This is a genomic window from Alkaliphilus oremlandii OhILAs (genome assembly GCF_000018325.1).
Lineage (GTDB): Bacteria > Bacillota > Clostridia > Peptostreptococcales > Natronincolaceae > Alkaliphilus_B > Alkaliphilus_B oremlandii.
In genome coordinates this window covers 2,938,991-2,957,124 of sequence record NC_009922.1, presented here as the reverse complement: position 1 = coordinate 2,957,124, position 18,134 = coordinate 2,938,991, and the positions used below count along the sequence as shown (strand labels likewise).

Here is an 18,134-nt window from a genome sequence, read left to right as displayed (position 1 = left end):
AAAAATAGTTAGAAGCTTATAGAAACCTTTTTAAATTTGCTGCATATAGCTTTGCTTTTTCTTCAATATTGTCTACCTTTAAAATACTTCCTGCGTCGTTGGCCGTTTCCATGAGAGCGAAATAAGGCGGTAAATAGAAGCCTTTATTAATGTTTAAGCCATCGATCAGCTGCCTTGCAATGGAATCGCTTCCAGAGTTTCCTGAAACGATAATGCTATAGATTCTCTTATTGTGAAAGCTCATCTTTCGATAAAGTGTGGTCAGTCGATTGATTACTGCAACTAAATTGGAGGAAATGGAATCATTGTAGTTTGGACAAATCCATACGAGGATATCGGCAGCTTCGATGATGGGGGTGAATTTTTCCGTCATCACATCGCCGTAAAAGCAGTTGTTTCTTTTCCCAAGCTCCAAGCAGGTTTTGTAGGTACATCCGAAGCAGTCAAAAACGGAAGCATTTTCAATGAAAACCTCTTCGATATCCAAGCCATCCAGCTCACCCTCCACCATCCTCCAAAGCATTAGGGTATTGGACTTGGCTTTCAAGCTGGAATGCAAATAAGCGATTTTAGGTTTCTTCAATTTTGTAGGGCTATAGCTCAGCAGGCGATGGACCAATCTTCTGGAAAGCTCCAAAGAGATTTCCTGCAAGGATAAATCCATGTTTTTCTGCCAAGTTTTAAGGTTGTTCAAATTGCCGGTGGCTTCAACTAAAGGATGGCCAATGAAGCTACAGCCAAGCTGATTCGCTAGAAATATGATATTGGCAGCACTGCTTTTTGTGTAGAGCTCTGTACTGCTGTGGATGATCATGGCTGCCGTAGCTCCAAGGAGTGTATCGTTTCCCTTCTCTGTCAAATGGGATAAAATTTCCATCAATGCAGGATTCAGTCCAATGGAATTCAGCTCAACTGCAAATAAAATTTTTTGATTCCTTAGATCTGGTAGATTTTCAGAACCTCGAATCACCACGACTTCCATCCCCTCTAAAGCAAAGGCTACCATTTCCTTTAACTGAACAGAAGGGTCTTCGGGGATGATCACATGAATCATAGGGCATCCCTCAATTTATGGTACGTCGTTTCCAGCCGATGATATAAGGCATCGGGTAAATCCAGCATCTCTACCTCCGTACCTTCCTGCGTGAGGCGATTTTTAGATCCCATATAGACGCCACCCATAAAAGTAGCACTGTAATGCCATTCTCCCTTGATGGTGGCAATAATAGAGAGGGCACCAGAAGAAAGTGCAGGGGCGATATAGGGTTTAAATCCAGTTTTTCGAAGCTCTAGATTGGCAGTCCTTGCTTTCTCAGTCAGGAAAAGAGAAATAGCTTCATTGTAATGCTCAATGCTATCGGCAATGACTAAATCCTGTCCGTGGGGGCCGAAGGCTCTCCCTTCCTTTATAAAATGCTGTGTATCCTGAGACTGCTTGGCATAATATAACGCCCTTGCGTTCATAACACCTAAACCGTATCCTCGGATCTGTTCTGGGCTGAGGCCCATGGTGTCTAAATTTCCGTCAGCATCCCGATTACTGGCTAAATATACAGACTTGCATAAAAGATCCACAGGGTCGGAAACCACTGCAAAGATGCCCTCAAAGCCAGCTTCACGAGCATTTTTACCATAGAGATTGATGATTTTAGAGTTCTCTTCCAGTTGAACCATTCGGACATCCACCTGCTCCTCTCCAACGGCAGGAACCCTACCAGCAATACAGAAGGCAAACAAATCGCAGTCAAAAACCTGTTCTTCCTCTAGGATTTTAACATTGGGTAAACGAGCTCCATCTAATGAACTGATTTGATTGACCTCAAACTCCCAGCGCTTGAGCTTATGGATATCCCGATCATAGATGCCGATTTCCTCTATAACATCGGCGCCCAGAAGCCGAAGACCGATGAGCAGAGTTCCCCCCACATCGCCTAAGCCTGCAATATGGATACGCCATTTTTTCGGCAGGGCGTAGTTCAAAACCTTCTGCCAATCCTCATACAATGTATTCACTGCAGTTACTTGCTTATCTTCTATTTTTTTCAAAAGCCACTGTGGAAGCTGTGGGTAGCTACTTTTATTGAATTGAATCAGGCTTAAATCTTCCTTTTTAGTAAAAATCAGTGAAGGATGGGTCACAGAAAAACTCCTTCTAGAAGTTTTTGGGTCCAATCTTTTTAAAAGATAGATGGTGCTAGTATCCTTCGATGCGTCCTCTTCCGTAATGCTCATCAAATTCTCATATTGAAATGTAGAGATGAGTGTTTTATCATTCATCTTGTAATAATACATGCTATTCCCTCCTTCTGTCCCCTGTAATAATACTATGCTCTAATTTTTTTAATAGCTCCAAATCATTTTTTAAATAGCTTGAAGGATTAATGCTTAAGTCGTAGGACATATTTTCTCCTGGATCTGGATACCGAGGAAATAGAAATACGTCGCTTAATAGAGATAAGGTCAATTTTCTTTCATTAAAATCCTGATACTCCTTTTCAATCACCTCTAAAATCTCCATGGAATTCATGATGGAAGCGAGAGAAAAATCATAAACAGCCTTATTGGTAACCCCTTTAATAAAGTGAGGGGAGGTATAGGGCAGAATTAAACTGATGGAGGAAATCAGGTTCTTCTCTGGGTAAAGACCCCTCCATAAGGTATCGCCCCCAATAAAAGGATATAACAGATTTTCATTGAACCAAAGTCTCAGCTTCGGTATGAAATAGGCAGAATCTACCTCTCGATTTTGAATATCCATTAATTCCTTCCCTCTGCCAGAGAGTATGGCAACGAGGATCTTATGCACCTCTATTTTTTCTTTCTTCAATAAAGGATCTAGGGCTTTAATGCGATATCCTTTATTCAGCAAATCATCTACTAGAATAACCGGTCGATTGAAAGATTGGATCATTTTCATCTGGTTTTCCAAGTCCAGGTAATACGGATAAGGACCAATGGTAAAGCCCTTCATATCTGGTCTAAATAGCTTTTCAACGTGTAAGGATTTCGTCACTGTATTAGGAACGATGGCACGATTTAAGATATTGCCAAAAGGAACACACATCAACTTTCCGAGCGCCCTTGGGACTTTTGGGGTCAGTGGCACCTGATTTTCCATACATATTTTCTTAGAAAGTGCTTGATCTATTAATTCTCTATCGAATGAAAGGACTAAATTACCGGGGTATAAATTCGTCAGTGCTTTCTGAAGCTTGCCTCGCGTTCGGCGGATTACTTCTTTCACAGCTGGATTGCTACGGAATGGTTCCTTGATAATGGTTTCAAGATCCAGCGTAAGAGTGCAAGGATTGGTCATATCCACAGCTAAAATAGGATCATGGTCATCCTGTGAAATGGAGATGAAACCATTTCGCTCTAATGTATCCATAAACGCTGAATTCTGCGGACATTGAATATTATTTTTATAAATGGCATAGCCGTAATCCATTTTCAAACAATGGGCCATAGTCTCTGTCAATATAACTTGAGCCATATCCTTAGAAGTCTGCACCTGTGGCGCAATAAAGAATCCATCTAGTAAAATAATTCTACCCTTGTATCGGTCGCGGATCACCTCTGTAACCTGTACATCCTTGAATTCACCGTAAACTTGGCTGGACGGCACCCAGTGTATTGCGGAATAAGCCAATAGCATACCATCCTCGTTGGCATCGCTGATGATCACCAACTGCCCATCGGGCTTGGATCGTATATTTTTAATGTTATTAAAGCTATTCTGAGAGCCACCATGGAAGATCTCATTGAGCTTTTCTATGAGTGTATCATCGAAATTTGAAACGATGTCTGTATTGAAAGAAATGCTTTGAATCATGGATTTGAACTGGGGCTCCCGACGATAAAGATTGTTCTCATAGATGTACTTTTGAGCCAAAGGATCAATCAGATTTGAAATATCTCTATTTTTATCGATATAATTCCGAATCTGAGTTGAGCTGATCTCTTCATATTGGGGTGGAATGTTTAAGGCAATCACTTCATTTTCAATACGATCTAAGGCTTCCTGAAAGATATCCTCCTGATTCCCATCTAAATTATCCCTTCGATCGAAGAGGATGTGAGGGAATCGGCGTACAGAGTACTCCTGCAAATCCCCCTTATAGGCGGAGGCATTGACGATGACATCCAGACCCACGACGATGAACACTTGGTCCGTCTTCATGTTATTTCGAAGCCGCTGCAAGTCCTTTGGATTCGCAATATTGGTCGGGAAATCCTCTGGATATAAGTAGAGATCCGTTTCCTCTGCAATGGACATATGGAGGATACTTTTCCGAATTAAATGAGGCTGGGTCCTTTTGGACCACGAGAACTCATCCACTGCTAAATATACTTCAAATCCAATATCACGAATCGTTTTGCATATTTCCTTATGGCCCAGGGTGAAAGGATCAAAGGTACCAGGAAACAATGCAACTCTTGAAGGAACATGAATATCAATGGCGCCATAACGGAAGCTATAATCCGAGATGAATCGGTAAATATGATTCAACCCGGCAGCGTTGGTCAGGAACAACAATTGATTTTCTTCCTTATCCGCCAGCAATGTGAGGATCTTCTTACCCATGGATTGGAATAGTGTATATTTTTCTTCCAAGGTTAATAAATTACTGCCAAAAACCTCTTTTCCAAGGACACTGAAGGATACCTGCCGGATTTGAAAATCGTCGTGGGCCAGTCCGCTAAACAAAACCCCTAGAAGTTTTTTCTGTCGATTCTCATAGACTGTAGGCTCTTCCCTAAATTTATCTCTGTATTTCGGATAGTTGTTCAGAAGGTTTCCCGTAGTTTTCAGCAATAAGGATTTAATCTGGTTATTGCTTTCTTTAATCTTATGCCGAATATCCTCAATGATTTCGTCCAGCTCAAAGGGCTTCAGAAATAGAAGGACCTGACCGAGATAATCTGGGATATATTTCGTAAATTGATAGCTTTCTAGTTCTAAGGCTCGAAGCAGCTCCACAGCAAGGTCATTCCTCTGCTCAAAGGGTAGATGAGGAATGAGGGATACCAGTGATTTTCCTGCACTATTTCGGACACTTTCAACGGCACTAACCTTTAAAAGGTTACAATAATGCATGGCTGTGTATAGCCCTTCATTATGACTATTCTTCAAAGCATACTCCAGCAGCATTTTAACCTGTATCTTTTTAGTGATCCAGTTGGTTGCAGTTTTTAAGTTGCTTAAAAACAAGTTGGAAACCTCAGCGAGATCCTGAGCACATAGCGCTTCGGATTGCTCTAGTAGATTATTGCTCAAATTTAGCCCCTTCAGTAGCTCATATTTCAAATAATTCTCTGCAGCAGGTCTTCGCCTATGATCCTGTGTGGATAGAGTATTTGTCAGTTTGGAGGTTAGGACTTCGTGCTGCTGGATCAATGGCAGTAAATAGGTGGCAGCTTTAAAACCTGCAATCCTTAAAGCATCAAGGGTACTACTGTAGCTGCTTTCAATGTAGTTGAATACGGTGTATAAAGAAGCTGCATCATTTTCCAATGGGATATGACCCACCACATCCAGTAAACAGATTCGAATATCCATATCGTATTCCAGTAGAGGATTGTAATGCTTCAAAATAACCTCTTTAAAGCCTTGGACCTGAATGGACTTACAGTATCTAAACACCGAGGTAATCAGCACCTTCGTTGTATAACCGATCCATTGACGATGGAGGGGGATAACGGTATGATGCGGATTAATGAAAAGCTGTAGGTATTCTTCTAATAAACTAAAGCTACTGATATTTGTAGGAGGCAGGGAAACGCCCTGGGGTATTTCCTTTCGATAGTCCTCATCGAATAGAGCAATTAAACTTCCCATAAGCTCTGCACATTGTCTGCGGATATCCTCTTCTGGGGTGATTAATTTTTCATAGAGGAACCGGAGCGTAATGATTTTCTGTTTTTGAGTCAAATAGGTGGAATATTCCTTAAAAACATCCATATACTCCCGCAAATTCTTCGGATCCTTTTCACCACGGATCACCTCCAGAATTTCATTTAAAGAGGCGTCGTCCCGAAAGTGATGCATCAGATGAATATTATGGGAAATGGCTAGATATTTTAAATGCTGGGTGATTTCATTTCCTTTCATTAACGCATAGTATTCTTTTCTAGCTACAAAAGAAAACGGAGAAAGATAAGGATCTACTTCAATACCGAGATGCTGCATATAGTCCTCAAAGTCTTTAAGCTTATTATAGACCTTCCGGTATCTACGTTCTTTTGCATCGTCTACATTGTCTAATTTACTTAAAATAACATCGAAGGAGTCCTTTAGAGAGAAGAAGGTCATTTCCACTTTCCCATGAGCATTTACAATATTCTTTACCCTAAAATCGGAATAAATTAATATTAAAGATTCTATAGAAAGGTTTTCCAGCTCCAAATCCCAAGTAGAGTGGTTCAGTGCCACATGGCCAATATGGGTGATACCATGATTTTTAAACCACAAATCCGTGTAATAGTAGTGAAGATAGGCAACCCGGTTTCCTTCCCAGCTCCTACATCCAAATTTCCCTAGATCGTGTCCAGCGGCTGCCCCCGATACCCTACCGAGGTCTAAGGGGATGCCAGCTTCGTAGAGCTGCTTGGCTACAAAGAGTGCAAGATGGTGAACACCACATATATGATCCAAGGTATTATACTTCATCACATCTTGGTTCAGCTTCATCATTTCATATAGATATTCATTGCAAAAAGCTTTTTTAAAGGCATCATATTCATTAGAAACCTTATAAAGAGAAGCCTCTTCGTCAGTTAATAAGCTTAACGGAAATTTTACCGTCATGGAATCGGATGGGGAAAGCTGTTCAAAGGAAGCGATGGCCCGCAAGAGATGTAAATAGTACAAGGCACCAATATCTAATTCCTTATGAAGCTCAATTTCCACAGAATTCGGAAACGAAAAATGAAGAGCGAACTGATATATATAGTTCAGTGGATTTGAAGGTGCTTTTTCTCCCCACAACTTTTCCAACGCATCTTTACATAAGTCATAGGCTTTTTGGCAGCTATAATCATTTTTTGCAACCATATCCTCCACTGTATTTAAAAAAGAAGAGCTTTCAATATGTTGGAGAATGAAGCTTCGATGGATTCCTGTTTGCTTTAAAAATTCAGGGCTGAGCAGCTCTTGTGCAATTCTGTCCTGTAGGTTGCTGTTTGTAACCATTCTGTATCCCCCCTTAATTTTGCTGATAGATAGAAAATTCTAAAGTTTTACTTTAATTATATCCTATGATTCTGCTTTTAACCACAGGTTGTAAGCTGTGATTCGCAAAGGATGGAATTGGTAAATGGGTGTTGATATTATTCATAAAGCGTGATACGATGAGATTGATTGATAAATAACAAACAAACAATTAAGGAGGGGCAACATGAAAAAAATTATTTTATGGTTACTTACATTTACTTTGATTTTTACGGTTGGGTGCACACCAAATGCGAAAATTACAAAAGGTGTAGGTGCAGAGGGCAACTCTGAAAATTCAATCAATTCATACGAAGGCACAGGCAGAGGATTTGGTGGAGAAATTAAGCTGGAGCTTGTAACAGAAGGTGAGAAAATGATTGATATAAAAATAATATCCAATTCAGAGAGTAGCCCTGTCATGAATCGGGCATTCCCTGTGATCAAAGAAAGAATTTTAGAAGCTCAAAGTCCCATCGTCGATAGCGTAAGTGGTGCTACTTTTACTTCTTTTGGAATTAAAGCTGCAGTTGCTGAGGCTGCAAAAGGATATGGGAAGGAATTTGAAAAGGTTACCTTTACTACCCAGGGACCACAAACGGAGCGTAGAGATCTAGAGCCAGTAAGAACAAAACTACTGATTGTAGGTGGAGGACCAGCTGGACTTGCAGCTGCCATAAGTGCAAAAGAGTCTGGACTAGATGATATTATCCTAATTGAAAAACTAGATATTTTAAGTGGTAACGGTAAGTTTGACATGAACTTCTTCGATATGATTAATTCAAAGGCACAACATGAAGCAGGCATAACCATCACCCAAGAAGAATTTATAGAAAGCAAGAAGTCCTCTACAGATTCCATAGAACGTAAAACCGTATGGGCACAAGGAGCAAGTGAATTAGATGGGTGGCTTAGAAGCTTTGGTGTCAACCTAAACTATAACTACGGTGGAACGAACCACATGGCAGAAAGTGATGCTTATGCTGGAGAACATATCCAAGATGGCATGGAAGCAAAATTACAAGAGTTAGGTGTAGATCTTCGTACAGGTACAAAGGGTCTAGATTTAATCTTTGAAGGAGATAAGGTTGTCGGTGTAAAGGTTCAGCATAAAAATGATTACTATGATATCTTAGCTGATGCTGTAATTCTTGCAACAGGTGGTTTTTCAGCCAACAAAGAATTGTTAGCAAAGTATGCACCTGGAGCTGAAATTGTTGAGACATCTAACCAAATGGGGGCTACAGGAGATTTCGTTCCTGTATTTGAAAAAAACAATCTTCAGTTAGAAAATATGGATGTACTTTCCGTATTCAAGCTGATTATTAAAAACAGAAGAGATTTAACTGGAGCAGGAGATGGATTTATCCTTGTAAACAAAAATGGGGAAAGATTTGTTAACGAAGCCTCCAGTGGACTTCCTCTAGCCCATAAAATATTAGAACAAGAAGAGGGAAAGGCTTATTATATTTACGATGAAAGACTTTATAATTCCGCTTACAGACTGAAAAAGCACAATGATTTAGGCTACCATGAAAAGGCAGATACCTTAGAAGAATTGGCAGAAAAGCTTGGAATCAACGGAGAAAATCTTTTAAAATCAGTAGATACATACAATCGATCCGTTGCAGGGGAAATACAAGATCCATTTAGAGAAAAAGCATTTACCGAAAAGTTTACAGGCCCTTACTATGGGGTGCAGGTAGAGTCTGCAATTCATATGACAAAGGGTGGCGTTTTAGCCAACGAAAAAACTCAAGTATTAAATACCAACAATGAAGTCGTAGAAGGACTCTATGCTGCTGGAGAAGTTACTTCCACAAGTGGTGCATACAGTGCAGCAGTAGTATTTGGTAGAATAGCTGGTAGCCAAGCGGCTGAGTTTATAAAAACTATAAACTAATACAAATGAATACAAACTAAACTAAAATAAAACCTCCAAGTTAATGAGAAATAGAATTAACTTGGAGGTTTTATCATGGTACAATGAATAGAGGGAGGGGCTTATGAAAATACTCGTAGATGCAGATGGATGTCCTGTAAAGGATATCATTTTAAAAATAGCAAAAAAGTATCATATAAAAGTGGTTATGGTGAAGAATATATGCCACGAACTCCATGATGATTATGCGGAGATCATCACCGTAGATCAAGGAAGAGACGTAGCTGACATCACTTTGATCAACCATACAGAAAAAGGGGATATTGTAATTACCCAGGACTATGGCGTCGCTGCTATGGCCCTTGCAAAAAATGCTCATGCCATTCACCAAAACGGCTGGGCCTATACCGATGAAAATATAGACGAGCTGTTAATGAAACGCCATATGGGGCAGGAAATCAGAAGAAAGCATAAGAAATATACGAAGATACCGAAACGAACAAAGGAAGATGATCTTCAATTTGAACGATTTCTGATACATTATTTAGATGAAAATATACTGAAAATAAGAGGACATCAAGATGAAATATAAAAAGGTTGTAGAAGGCATATTTTTAAAAAGACCCAATCGATTCATTGCACAGGTACTAATCGATGGACAGGAAGAAACGGTTCATGTAAAGAATACGGGAAGGTGTAGAGAACTTCTCATTCCAGGGGTTAAAGTTTTATTAGAGGATGGCAGAGACAATCCCAACCGAAAGACAAAGTATTCCCTAATCTCCGTGTGGAAGGGTGATATGTTGATCAATATGGATTCTCAGGCACCGAACGCAGCGGCTTTTACAGCGATTAAAGAAAATAGAGTGAAAGAGATCCAAAGCCTTACCCACTTAAAAAGAGAAGTGACCTTCGGAAAGTCAAGGTTCGATCTATACTTTGAAACGCTAAACAATGGAACGTTACAAAAAGGATTTATAGAAGTAAAGGGTGTTACGTTGGAAAACGAAGGCATCTGTATGTTTCCAGATGCACCCACAGAAAGAGGGACAAAGCATGTTTTAGAAATGGTTGAAGCGGTGAAGCAGGGCTATCGAGGCATCCTCTTATTTGTAATCCAAATGAAGGGACCGAATCTATTTAAGCTGAACTGGGAAATGGACAGGGCTTTTTCCCAAGCTGTTCAATTTGCCAGCGAGAATGGCGTGGAGGTATTGGCTTATGATGCCGTTATAGAGAAGGATGAAATTATTTTAGGGGATCGGGTTGATATCGACTATAGGGCGTAAAAGAATGCATAATCCTATAGAAAAGATTATTAAAAGCTTTTCATTGAAGCACCAAGAGAGCAAATCGTATCTCAAGTAGAACAACCGATGGGGCACCATTCCTTTTTCATACAGGGAGGTGCTCCATCGAGTTTTATCTGTGGTAGCTAGTAAAGTTTAACTAATCTTGGAAATCCAGGACTACTTCACTTTCAAGTTTCCCATCCTTTTCAAGCTGATCCTTAAATACAGATTCAAACACAATAAACATAACGGCCATGATGAGATATCCAAGAGGGTATTGATAATTTTCCATAAAAGTGAGCTTTGCAGCATGCATAAAACCCGTTGCAGCTAATATGGCTCCTGCCAATGCTGCCAATGCTGCTTTCTTATATTCATTTTCTAAGATGAAGACTAGGATAGCACCCCAAATTAATCCTGTGAACATGGCGCCCTGTCCTAAGGGGACGATGCTAGAAGAAGTCTTTGCAACGACCTCACCTGCTGCGCCATTAAATCTAGTCATAATATAGTTTGCAAAATATGGGAACATGGCCAATACAACTGCTGGAAAATGCTTTTGTTGAACTGAAGAGAAGGCAGTAGACACCATTGATATACCAACAAATACTAATATTGGAGCAATGACTGGAACTGGGATTATTTTAGACATTGCGGCAATGATACCCATTGAGGATGCCATGAGGAATACAATACCGTTGATAACGGAATACCCTCTTCCTGCACCCATCCACTTAGAGCCAACCGATGCGATATAAACTGTAGTTGGGAATACTCCGCCAAAGAAACTTCCGATCATTGTACCGATGCCATCAAACAACTGCGCCTCTTGGACGTTATAGTCATCACCTACTGCCGCCATTGCTTCTACGTTGTTCATTGTTTCAATAAAGTTGTAAATGGAGATGGGAACAAGTACCGCAGCTAGACCTAATAAAGGTCCAGATAAATACTTAAATCCCTCTATCATTCCAAGGGTGAAGATTGGCGGATAGAAGCCAACAGTGGATAATCCCTCCGATATTTGTGAAGGGTCAGCTTGACGTAAAGTATAGGCAAGGATTGTACCTATGATAATTGCAAATAGTGAGGCAGGGATTCTAAAAGGCATTGCTTTCTTAGCCACTAAACCAATTAATATAATTGCTAGAACAACCATGCCAATGACAGGCAATTCATAGGTTTTAAAGAACAGCTCTCCTCCAATGAAGGTAAAAGCAACCCCAGCAAGCGCTCCAAGCATGGATGCTCTTGGTAGGTGATCTCTAATCCATTTGCCGACCAAACTGCCCAGCGCTTCAACAACACCACCTAAGAAACAAGCAGCCATACCAATTTTCCAAGCAATTTCTGGGTCCTTCGTAATGGCTAGGGCTGGTCCTAAAACTCCAAATAAGTAAATAAACATGGGCGGTGTACTGATACCATAGGATAATGCGGTCACATCGGATCTGTTTTCTTTGATCGCAAGTTTTTTTGCCATATGGGCATAATAAATATTGCCAAATAATACTGAAATTGCTGCCCCTGGTATAACCCTACCATAGACAATGCTACCAGGATAACCCATTGATATCATGGATACAGCAATTAATACGAAGTTTGCCAAGTTGTTTTGAAACAAAGCGAAAAACCCATCAATATCTTCTCGCTTAAACCATGGATAATGTACCTTAGTCATATAATCCCTCCAGACCTCGAATTTTCAGCGAACTCCAACACCTGAGTAAATATCTTTACTGAAATGTTTTTGTACTGGTTATAAAAAATATATGTGATCATAGGATATATATGCAATGTTTCTTATATGCAAACAAGTTTCCATATGCAATACGGGAGACGGACCCCTCTGCATCACAAAAAAAGAATCACCCTGCACGGCCATGCAGAGTGATTTAAAGTAAGCTTTATTTCTTTAATAAAATAAAATTCTAGCACTGATACACCATAGTATATTTTCTTGAAAGAGCATGGTCTTTTCCATTTATTTAATGATGTTTTTTATATAAAAAATTAGTTCCTACAACGCCACCTACAATAAGAATTGAACCGATAATATGGTAGTAGAATATTTCTTCCTTTAGAAAAATTACACCAGCTACGATTGAGATTACGGTACCCAAGTTGGAAAACACACTCATTTTAGAGGCTTCTATCTTAGATAGAACGTAATTCGTCAACAGAGATGTTACTAGGGAAGAAAGTATTCCTAAATACAGTATCGCCAGGATAAAGCTAAAATCCTTTAAAGGTATCAAATAGGCGGAAAGAGTTCCGTTAATCAAATGCTTACCTAAGGATGCCGTATTAAAACAGATAAAGCTAATAATTGTCATCATGTAACTAAGCTCCACACTGGAGAAGTCTTTCGTCAATCCTCGTGCCATAACACTATACCCAGAAAAGGATAGGGCGGATAACACGAGGAACACAATTCCCTTTACATTATTAAATTCAAATGACGAACCCTTTTTAGCAGTGATATAGATTACGCCCAATACAGAAATTAGGATGGATAGCTTCTGTAAGAAGGTTGTCTTTTCCTTTAAAAAGTATGTGGCTAGAATCAGTGTAAACACAGGTGCTGCTGCCAGTAGAATCCCCGCTTCAGAGGAAGAAGCATACTGAAGACCAAATGTTTGGAATCCAAAGAAAAGCAAAGGATAAAGTAATGCTAAAGGCAGGATCTTTAATATCTTCTCCTTATTATAATCCAATGGAACCCATTTAAACAATGTAGGAATTAGAATACCGACAAAGGACGCAGTAAATCGGTAAGCCAATAGATCCAAGGGACTTGTTGATTGAAGTCCTATTTTTCCAAATAGAAAAGATAAGCCTGTAATGACAGCATACAATGTAGCTGCCCCATACACCATTCTTTTATTATCATTTTTCGTATTTTCTTCCACTAAACTTTCTCCTTCCCTTATCAATACCTTAGAATAGGATACAGAGCACCATCCAAGATAATCAAACTTTAGGTTTACATCATATAGGACCTTTGCTTGTACAGCCCCATATTGAATGATGGGATTTTTTTGTTATAAACATTATATATGGAAATTCGGAGAATTGTAATACTTAGAAAGCTTAGATTTCGAGTCCAGCCCTATTATTTTTCTGCGGATATATCCATAGATATTGATGGGAGGCTACTTCTCTACTTTAATTGCATTTTTAAATACTGGGAGAGTTGGATCTAGACCCAAAGCCTCTCGTGTTTTTTCATTGACGGTAATGATGGTCCTTTCAGACAGCTCCACAGGGATTTCAGAAACATCCTTGCCGTCCACTAAGATTTCCTTGGCCATTTTCGCTGTTTGTTTTCCCAGCTCATAGTAGCTTAAGCCATTTGTAATCAAAATTCCCTCATCTACGGCAGAAGCAAAGCTTGCTATGGAAATCTTATTATTTTCTATTAAAGTCTTCGATATGAGCTGTACTGAAGTGGCGATGGTATTGTCACTGATCAGATAGAGCGCATCTACTTTCTTTAAAATCGAATCTAAAGCCTGGGGAAGTTCGTTGACATTGGTAATCCCGACAGTAACTACCTCGAGCCCTTCTGCAGGTGCCAGGTTCTTTACCTCAGCGATCTGGATGTCGGAATTAGATTCACTGGTATTATATAAAATCCCGATGGTCTTGATAGAAGGATCCATTTCCTTAAACATTTGAAGCTGAGCAGCAGTTGGGACAGCATCGGAGGTGCCTGTAATATTGCCGCCAACACGATTCCAGTCTGCGACGACTTCAGATTGAACAGGGTCTGTAACGGCACTGAACAAAATTGGAATATCTGTAGTTGCTTGTTTGGAGCTCTGTACAGCTGGAGTGGCTATGGCATAGATTAAGTCTACTTGATCCTTTACAAATTTCTGTGCAATGGATAGAGACGTAGGAATATCGCCCTGTGCGTTTTGATAAATCACCTTTGCATTGACACCCAGCTCTTTTAGCCCATCTTCAAAACCAAGTCTTGCTTCATCGAGAGAGGGATGCTCCACAAGCTGATTCACACCGATAATATATGCCGCTTCCCCATTTAGCGTACTTTCCTTCTCTAAACCAGAGGTACATCCAGTAAAAACTAGAGCACCGATGAATATGAAAGTAATTAATTTCATGATATTTCCTTTTTTCATTGTATATCCTCCCTTATTTTCAATTGAATTTTTTAGGAAGATTGAATGTTTCGAATGGCAATAAAAAACCTTCGTCTCTATAAACACAGCTATTGCTGTATTTATAGGGACGAAGGATATTATTCCGCGCGGTACCACCCTAATTATGACGAAGTCATCACTCAATCAGACCTAACAGTCCTATCCCTGATAACGATGGGCATTCGGGTTCACCTACTTGAATTTCCGTTCAGCAAACCAGCTTAGAAGTGAATATATCTTATCCTGTTATTGTTGGTTTCCACCGTACCCAACTCTCTGTAAATAATCTGAGATAAGTTTCTCTTCATCAACGCTTTTAGATATTAAGGAATATATTAAACCTTTTAAAGGAGTCTGTCAATAGTTTCGTAAAAAAACTTTTTTATGACCTAACCCAATTTATGCGACCAAAGGAAGCAATAAATTGATGGTAGGTCAAACGCAACGAACACCAAATTTGCACGACCAGAGGAAGTGAACAAATTTGAGTTGTGAGACTGCGAAATAACCCAATTTATGCGACCTAACTCAATAAAGACTCCTCCAACTTTGTTTTATAAATTTCAATCAATTCATTTTCCGTAACATTCTTGCTTGGCTTATCGAATACGATGGCACCTTTATCCAGCATGATAATTCTGTCTGAGTATTCGATGGCATCCTTCATGTTGTGAGAAATCATGATGGTCGTCATCTTATATTTCTCTAATAATTCCTTGGTTTTATTCATGATAACGTAGGAGGTTTTCGGATCTAAAGCTGCCGTATGCTCATCCAATAGCAGTAGGTCAGGATGCTTCATGGCGGACATCAATAAAGACAAGGATTGTCGCTGTCCTCCCGATAAGAATTTTACCTTTGTATTTAATTTATTTTCAAGACCGAGATCCAAGGATTTTAATATTTCCACATAGCCATCGATCTTATTCTTTTGAACCAGCCTTTTTAAACCAAAACCCTCCCCTTTTTTATGGGCTAAGGACATATTTTCAAGAATGGTCAGGGCAGGGGATACCCCCATGGAAGGGTCTTGGTAAACTCTTCCGATGTGGGCCGCTCTTTGCTCCTCCTTTAGCTTGGAAATATCCTTGCCATTGAGCAATATTTCTCCGCCGTCGTTTCGAATACTTCCGCCGATCATATTAAGAAGGGTACTTTTGCCGCAGCCATTGGAGCCAATAATGGCAGTACAGGTATTTTTCTCTATTTCTAAATTGAATCCATTAAAAATATGGACTTCGTTTTCCGTTCCTTTGTTGAAGCCTTTTGATAAATTCACGATTTTAAGCAATTTCTTTTCCTCCCTTTTTGCCTTTTCTTAGACTCAGGATATCTCCAGCAAAATTATTATAAGCGATAAAGATAATAACGATGGTAGCACTGATGGCCCTTAAATCGGTGGGAGCCAAGCCTAAATCGATGGCCAATGCACCGATCAATTTATAAATAATGGCCCCTAGGATAGCTCTCGTTGTATCCTTTAGGAAACTGGAATTCTTTAGAATGGTATCTCCAATGATGATGGAGGCTAAGGCCATGACAATAATGGATGCACCCATGGTAATATCTGCAAAACCTTGAATTTGTGCCATAAGAGCACCACTTAGTGCAACCAGTCCATTGGCGATCATCAATCCAATGATTTTATATTGATTACTGCTGGCGCCCAAAGATTTCACCAAGGTTTCATTATCTCCTGTAGCGACTAAAAGATAGCCCATTTCTGTTTTAAGGAATAAGTCCAATAATATTTTAATTGTAATAGAAATAACCAAAAGGACGATTAAAACATTGCCTAAATCGAATATGGAACCGTGATTGAACAGGGGAATATTTGCCTTCCCGTTGATTCTAAGGTTTACTGAGTAAAGGATGGTCATGGTCAAGATCCCTGCTAGTAGCGGTTTAATCTTAAGCCGTATAAACAGCGTTGCAGTCAAAAGACCTGCCAATGTACCGAAACAAAAAGCAAGAAGGGTGCTGACAATGGGACTGAGCCCCATTGTCACAAACTTTGCAAATAAAAATGCCCCAAAAGGAAAGGTTCCCTCAACCGATAAGTCCGCAATATCTAATACTTTATATGTGATGAATACGCCCATAGCTAAAACTGCAAATACGAGTCCTTGTTCTAAGGATGTTATTAATAATGGATTCAATGTTTACACCTCTCTCTTATAACGAATGGGAAAGCTCTACTTGTAGCATATTCAAAAAGGAGAACTTTACCGTAAATAAGTTTCAAAAAAAGTTTTCTTGCAATGCTTTTATAGAAGCTTTTCTTATTGATTGAACTTTGTAGCCCCCTCAAAGGCTTTGTTGTGAATATCAAGACCTAAGGCATTGAAAGTCTTTTCGTTGAACACCTTAGAAGTATTTATAGCCGTTGCAGCTGGAACGTCTGCTGGGGATTTTCCATCCACTAAAATTTCCTTCGCCATTTGTGCCGACTGCTTTCCTAGTTCATAGTAGCTGATTCCGTCGGTCATTAGGATGCCGCCAAGAAGATGGGAATCCTCCGCTGCGATGGTTACTAATTTATGCTCAAGGGCTTTCTCTGCCACAACGTTGATGGCAGAAGCCACAGTATTATCTGTAATTGTGTAGATACCGTCTACCTTTTTGATGATAGAGTCTACGGCTTGCGGTATTTCGTTGATATTGGTGATGCCCACTGGTACGATTTCAATGCCGAAATCCGAAGCCAGTGCCTGAGCCATTTCTACCTGAACATCGGAGTTCGGCTCACTGGTGTTATATAGGATGCCCACTTTTTGTATGGTATCATCTAAATCTTTAAATAACTGGAGCTGTCGGTCCATTGGGCTGGCATCGGAAGTACCCGTAATATTACCGCCGGGCTTTTCCATAGAGTCGATCAATTCTGCTAAAACAGGATCTGTAACGGCGCTGAATATAATTGGAATATCAGAAGTTGCTTGCTTTGCACTTTGTGCTGCCGGTGTTGCAATGGCAAAAATTAAGTCAACCTGATCCTTTACAAATTTTTGAGCGATGGATAAAGCGTTTGGAATCTCTCCCTGTGCATTTTGGTAAAGGATTTCTGCATGGACACCAAGGTCCTTTAACCCATCCTCAAAGCCACGCTTTGCATCATCTAAAGCAGGATGCTCTGCCAATTGGCTAATGCCGATTGTAAATTTAGGTTTTTCATTTGCCCCTGCTTCCTTTTCAGATTTTGCAGCACATCCAGTAAAAAATAGGGTGCCCACTAAAGTTAAAACCATTAATTGAACAAACTTTCCTCTTTTCATTGTACATCCTCCTCGATTTTCTAAAATGAATTTGTAGGAAGATTGAATGGTATGAAAGAATGGTAATAAAAAAATCCCTCGTATCTATAAACACAGCAATTGCTGAATTTATAGGGACGAAGGATATAATCCGCGCGGTACCACCCTAATTATGACAAAGTCATCACTCAATCAGACCTAACAGTCCTAGCCCCGATAACGATGGGCCTTCGGATTTACCTACTTGAATTCACGTTCAGCAAATCAGCTCAGGAGTGTATATCTCTTATCTGTTTATTGTTGGTTCTCACCATTCCCAACTCTCTG

General features: G+C 39.8%; 12 protein-coding genes and 2 other annotated features (1 of these 14 cut by a window edge). Of the genes, 3 read left to right on the top strand and 9 right to left on the bottom strand.

Annotated elements, in window-relative coordinates; genetic code table 11:
- Positions 1–16 precede the first annotated feature (16 nt).
- Genes CLOS_RS14285 through CLOS_RS14275 form a run of 3 tightly spaced genes read right to left on the bottom strand, consistent with a single transcriptional unit; the run spans position 17 to position 7,192 of the window.
- Positions 17–1,054, bottom strand: coding sequence for an NAD(P)H-dependent oxidoreductase (locus CLOS_RS14285; protein ID WP_012160551.1), 1,038 nt, complete (start codon positions 1,052–1,054; stop codon positions 17–19).
- Positions 1,051–2,292, bottom strand: coding sequence for a Rossmann-fold NAD(P)-binding domain-containing protein (locus CLOS_RS14280; RefSeq protein WP_012160550.1), 1,242 nt, complete (start codon positions 2,290–2,292; stop codon positions 1,051–1,053). Before CLOS_RS14280 ends, CLOS_RS14285 begins: the two co-directional genes overlap by 4 nt.
- Position 2,293: 1 nt before the next feature.
- The gene (locus CLOS_RS14275; protein WP_012160549.1) at positions 2,294–7,192 is read right to left on the bottom strand and encodes a cytidyltransferase; all 4,899 of its coding nucleotides are present in this window, start codon (positions 7,190–7,192) and stop codon (positions 2,294–2,296) included.
- A 205-nt stretch (positions 7,193–7,397) separates the two neighbouring features.
- On the opposite strand from CLOS_RS14275, the gene CLOS_RS14270 reads away from it, so the two are divergent.
- The 3 genes from CLOS_RS14270 to sfsA all read left to right on the top strand — a co-directional run bounded on the left by CLOS_RS14270 (position 7,398) and on the right by sfsA (position 10,381).
- Entirely contained in the window at positions 7,398–9,113 is a 1,716-nt protein-coding gene (locus tag CLOS_RS14270) for an FAD-binding protein (RefSeq protein WP_012160548.1), read from the top strand.
- A 103-nt stretch (positions 9,114–9,216) separates the two neighbouring features.
- Positions 9,217–9,684, top strand: coding sequence for a YaiI/YqxD family protein (locus CLOS_RS14265; RefSeq protein ID WP_012160547.1), 468 nt, complete (start codon positions 9,217–9,219; stop codon positions 9,682–9,684).
- Complete coding sequence (gene sfsA / locus CLOS_RS14260) at positions 9,674–10,381, top strand: DNA/RNA nuclease SfsA (RefSeq protein ID WP_012160546.1); 708 nt, start codon at positions 9,674–9,676, stop codon at positions 10,379–10,381. Before CLOS_RS14265 ends, sfsA begins: the two co-directional genes overlap by 11 nt.
- 160 nt (positions 10,382–10,541) lie before the next feature.
- Here the strand turns inward: sfsA and CLOS_RS14255 are convergent, their stop codons facing one another.
- The 6 genes from CLOS_RS14255 to CLOS_RS14230 all read right to left on the bottom strand — a co-directional run bounded on the left by CLOS_RS14255 (position 10,542) and on the right by CLOS_RS14230 (position 17,828).
- Positions 10,542–12,065: a uracil permease gene (locus CLOS_RS14255; protein ID WP_012160545.1), complete on the bottom strand. Its 1,524-nt coding sequence runs from the start codon at positions 12,063–12,065 to the stop codon at positions 10,542–10,544.
- Between the two features lie 307 nt (positions 12,066–12,372).
- Entirely contained in the window at positions 12,373–13,296 is a 924-nt protein-coding gene (locus CLOS_RS14250; RefSeq protein WP_012160544.1) for a DMT family transporter, read from the bottom strand.
- 243 nt (positions 13,297–13,539) lie between these two features.
- Positions 13,540–14,532, bottom strand: coding sequence for an ABC transporter substrate-binding protein (locus tag CLOS_RS14245; RefSeq protein ID WP_012160543.1), 993 nt, complete (start codon positions 14,530–14,532; stop codon positions 13,540–13,542).
- A gap of 102 nt (positions 14,533–14,634) precedes the next feature.
- Positions 14,635–14,873, bottom strand: a binding site (T-box leader).
- 203 nt (positions 14,874–15,076) lie between these two features.
- Positions 15,077–15,844, bottom strand: a complete 768-nt coding sequence (locus CLOS_RS14240; protein ID WP_012160542.1) for an ABC transporter ATP-binding protein — start codon at positions 15,842–15,844, stop codon at positions 15,077–15,079.
- Positions 15,837–16,712: an ABC transporter permease gene (locus CLOS_RS14235; RefSeq protein WP_012160541.1), complete on the bottom strand. Its 876-nt coding sequence runs from the start codon at positions 16,710–16,712 to the stop codon at positions 15,837–15,839. Before CLOS_RS14235 ends, CLOS_RS14240 begins: the two co-directional genes overlap by 8 nt.
- 123 nt (positions 16,713–16,835) lie before the next feature.
- The gene (locus tag CLOS_RS14230; RefSeq protein ID WP_012160540.1) at positions 16,836–17,828 is read right to left on the bottom strand and encodes an ABC transporter substrate-binding protein; all 993 of its coding nucleotides are present in this window, start codon (positions 17,826–17,828) and stop codon (positions 16,836–16,838) included.
- 109 nt (positions 17,829–17,937) lie between these two features.
- Positions 17,938–18,134: a binding site (T-box leader), on the bottom strand (it continues 41 nt past the right edge of the window).